Annotated in this window: 4 protein-coding genes; all 4 read right to left on the bottom strand. The window is 58.5% G+C overall.

Features of this window, described 5'->3' with window-relative positions; genetic code table 11:
- Positions 1–518 precede the first annotated feature (518 nt).
- Positions 519–1004, bottom strand: coding sequence for a hypothetical protein (locus ACSSV8_RS19880; protein ID WP_454283636.1), 486 nt, complete (start codon positions 1002–1004; stop codon positions 519–521).
- Between the two features lie 52 nt (positions 1005–1056).
- Complete coding sequence (locus ACSSV8_RS19875; protein ID WP_454283635.1) at positions 1057–2781, bottom strand: hypothetical protein; 1725 nt, start codon at positions 2779–2781, stop codon at positions 1057–1059.
- Positions 2782–2947: 166 nt separating this feature from the next.
- Positions 2948–3532, bottom strand: coding sequence for a trypsin-like peptidase domain-containing protein (locus tag ACSSV8_RS19870; RefSeq protein WP_454283634.1), 585 nt, complete (start codon positions 3530–3532; stop codon positions 2948–2950).
- A 102-nt stretch (positions 3533–3634) separates the two neighbouring features.
- On the bottom strand, positions 3635–4306 hold a 672-nt coding region (locus ACSSV8_RS19865; RefSeq protein WP_454283633.1), incomplete at its 5' end, for a hypothetical protein.

The raw sequence follows: 4306 nt of genomic DNA, 5'->3' as shown, positions 1-4306 counted from the left end.
CCAAACCGCCCGGCCCAATCACCTTCCGCCACGGGCTCCAATACTTCAAATCCCTCGCCCACGGATGGAGGCTCCGAAATGTGTGAATCGCCTAGTGGGTTACAGGGGGACTCGTCAAACGTTGAGGTGGCGTTGACTCGTTTTGTGCTTATGCTTGCACAAGTGTTTTTGTCGGGCTCTAAGTCTTTGGAAAGGTTATATATTTTGGTTGCGGGAGGGCGCTACCGTCGTAACCTACCTCGACTCACCTGCCAGATCTGACCGAACTACTTCGACGAAGCCCCCTAGGCTCGAAGGTTCAATGTATCACTCAAAAGTTATAGAGATCATATGATATGGCCAACTACTCCAATACCTCTCTTTATTCGTCAAACGTCTACGGTGTGTCGTGCGCAGTCGAGGAATAGGTATGCTCAAGAGCAGCTCACCCTGCCGGCCTCCTTCAACAGCAGGGGTTCTGAAGCACAAAAGGCACAACTTGGGAATCCCAAGCCGATTCAGTGAAAAACTGAGACGCTCTAAAACACCCCGCCGGCACCGAGTATTGCGAGGCCCGAACCCATAAACACGAGCGAGAGCAGTGCGATCGCAGCGAAGGCGAGCGAGATGGCGGCGACGATGATCGCGATCAGGGCAACCATTGCGGCGGTATCCTCGGCCTCGGCCTTGGCTGTGATACGCGCCTGTCGCCCCAGCAGCAGTCCAACGATCGACAGCACAAGGCCGATCACCGGAATGAAAAAGGCAAGGACTGCACAGACGATTGCAATGATTGCCTTCTTCATCGAACCCGACATGTCGCCTGCCCCGCTGGTGGACCCGACCGCGGCATACACGGCGCGCGCCGATACACCGTCTGCCTGGACGAAATCGACCTTCTGGCCAACACGGGGAGTGCCCTCTGTCTGCCATTCGGCGGCGGCAAATGCATAGCGTTTCCCGTCGTCGCCGGAGATAACTCCTTCGCTGCGCTGAACGTTGAATTCCAGTATAGAGCCCTTCATGTGATATCCTTTCTCTAGGTTGATTTGGAGGGGTGAGGGTGGCTGGGGCAGCTTAATTCTCGGTTTCTTCGCCGGAACGAAGGCTCGCCTCGATCACGCTTCGGTTGGCCATCATCGCGACAAGAAGTTCGTGGCGGACATCCTGCAGGTCCATCGCCTGCGCCAGTGCAGCCACGTCTTCGATCTGCGCGACAATGAATTCTGCCCGGTTCATGGAAAGATTATTGAGGATCTCCCAAAGCTCCCCGGCCGTCGCACGCCCGGTCTTTCGGGCTTGCTCATACCCTGCCAGCAGTATGTGGGGATTGTTTTCCGCCATCCGTGCCACCTGCGCAGGCGGGGCGTCCGGCCAAGCCAGCAACCGCGCCCGGTCAAGGCCCTCTTCGGGGATTGATTTCCACAACCGCGTATCCATACCGTAATTGAAGGCCTTGTTGGCTACGGACGGTGGAAGCCCTTCGAGGATGCGCGCAAGTTCGATGACCGAGTCATCCATTCCGTTCCGCGCCTCAAGAGCTGCGATATTTCCGGCTAGAGCTTGCCCGAATGCGTAATTATTCTCGACCATGGTCGTCCCTGCATCCTGCTCGGCGCCGAACGACGTAAGGGCTAGGATACGCTCGAACGTTTCTCGTTTCCCTTGATACCCAAGCTCGCGCGCTCCTTCGGCTGCAGCGAAATATCCCCTGTTCTCGAAGGGTCCACCAAGCACCTCTGCCGCGGGCAGGACGGCGTCTGCGATTCCATATTTGGCAGCGTGCCACAGAACCTCGCCCTTCAGATGATCGCGTCCCCGTTTGATCGTTGCGATTGCGATCTCGGTCGCCTGTGCATCGGACAACTGGTCACCTTGGAAATCCGACAGGCCCTTGGTCATCAGCTCATCGTAATAATCCATTGTTGGGTTAGAATGCGCGGCCTTGATCCAGATCCAAGTCGGCACATGATTCTTGAGCCTTTCCGGGAAGGCGTCCCACGATACCCTGAGGGCTTCGGGATCAAGTGGGTCCGACAGCCCCCCGGCCAAAAAGCTCGCCAGCGGATCACCCGTCGCCGTATGTTCCTGCACTGCCATGTCCGCGATCCGGGCTTGCAACAAACTTCCTTCGTCTGCTGGAAAGACGAAGTTCGAATCTTCGACGAGTTTGTAGAGAATGGCAGCCCGGGGAGTCTGGACCTCAATTCCCTCTTTCCGCGCCGAATCGAAGAGGAAAGCGCCGACACGATCTGTCTCGCCCTCCGCGATGGCCATAATGGCGGCGAACGTCGCGGCCAACCGACGTTCATGGTCGGAAGAGAAGCTGATCTCTTCCAAGGAAACCGTCGGATCGAAGGCGATCTGAAACGCCTTGATCAGGTAACCATCCTTCGAAGCCCTGCCATTTTCGAATGATTGCGCCACAGTCGCGCGCAAACAGCCCACCGTGGGCAAGTCGGCGCAAGTCTCGATCTCACGCCGGGTTTCAAGTGTAGCGCGAATCTCGGGCAGCTTGGCCGGATCCAGCATGCCGAAGGGTTGGCGGCTGGCCAGATCTAGCCCCACGTCGGTGGTGGGGTATTCCCTCGCGATCTTGGCAAGACCGTCCTCGACGGCGGTCAACGAAGAAAGTCGCTCAACGGTCGGGGCAGCCTCGTTCTGCACCGTCTGAAAACTTTGCAACGTCTCGGACAGCAAGGCGCGCGCTTCCTCTTCCGAGTCCTTGCAGGCCATGAGCAACGGAGCGCAAGCCGCAATCACGGCAATTATGCGTAACCTTTTTGACTGGATGACTCTCATTTTCGTGCTCCTTTTTTCATTTTTCTTCCTCCACTTCGCGCCATCTAAGGCGGCACCACACCTGGATGTTTATTATTTTGATTCAGATACTTGATGCCATAAATGAACGGTTGGCGGGCTTGACGCAGAGCGCGGTACCTTTGGTGCGGTCATGCCCGAACGCCTTTCAAAAGCTGTCGATACGCATGGCATCGGCCATCTGCGTGATTTCGCTTGTGTCGCCACGCCCTTTCGACGACACGATACCGACCAGTCTTCCGTCCTGGATCACGGGCGATCCGGACCAACCGAGCGGGATCGCACACGCCAGTTCGACGAGTCCTCCGGCGCGCCCAAGGTAATCGCACCTTTTTGTTTGGGTCCTACCCGACGGATCGCGCGCCGCGATAACGACGGGACCCGGACGAATCATCGTGATGACGACACGGCCTGCACCGTCAGAAGGCAGTCGCAGAACCGCAAGATCGGCCGCCGCTCCTACTGTCGTGTCTAGGCGGGCGTAGGCTGGATTGGCTCGGGCGCCAAGAACAGGCTCGGTCGTATTCGAACCGGTAAGGAAAAAGGGTTCGGTGGCCTCAAGGCAATGTGCGGCAGTTGCTGCAGTATCCGGGCTGGTTCGCACGGCGTTGCAGACAGTGCCATCCGCCGACGTGAACAACAGCGGCTCGACCGGTCGGGGTGGCAGAACGTCCCGCTCCGCAACTCCTTTGCCGCTGCCGATGATCGGTAGCACGCAGCCCTGCAATGCCATTGCAACGATCGCTAAAATTATGGCTCTTCGCACGGATATTCCCTCGATCTGCAGGATATTGAGAGCGCCGCCAAAACCGACATTTCGGCGGCGCTGTTCGACTCAGATCAGCAGATCGTTGAGTGCGCCGATCCTGTTGTTCACGCTCTCGGCATTGGCCTTTGCCCCGACCGTCAGCTCCTTCTCGACATACCCGAGGTTGGCCACAGGGTTGCTCGTACGGGGCCGTCCCGCAGTGTTGACGCGCAGCGCCGTCCGCTGAGGGGTCGAGACCCGAGGCTGATACCGCTCGATCGAATCGACGAAGCCGGCCGTGTCCGCGCCTGTCTGGCGCAACGCACCAACGTAGACGTTCCGGGTGCGCTTCAAATCGCCGACCACGCCGTCGATGATGCGGTTATCGACCTGCACACTCGCGCGAATGCGGTTGAGCTTTGCCTTCGCGGCATCGCGATCCCCACCTTGACGGACCGACCGTTCGACGGCAGCGACCTGGGTCAGGCGGCAGTTATTGAGCGACGACAGGTTTTGCACCAAGCGGTTGGCTTCGACCAGATCGCGGTCGGCATCGCGGGCAACCGCCCCGCGCAACGCTCCTGTGGTCGAATTCCGCCTTTGGAGATCTGATAAATAGCCAGTTGTGGCTCCGGTAAGACCACCCAGAATGGCACCGAGAACTGCGCGGTCGTGTCGCGAAGGTGGTGGAAATTTGAAGGTGGCGTAATCTCCGGGTGAACGAAACCCACCCAACCGGCGGCTGGCACCGCCAAGGAG

Source organism: Roseovarius sp. MBR-79 (genome assembly GCF_053628555.1).
Note: the sequence above shows the minus strand (reverse complement) of the source record. Positions and strands in the feature narration are given on the sequence as shown.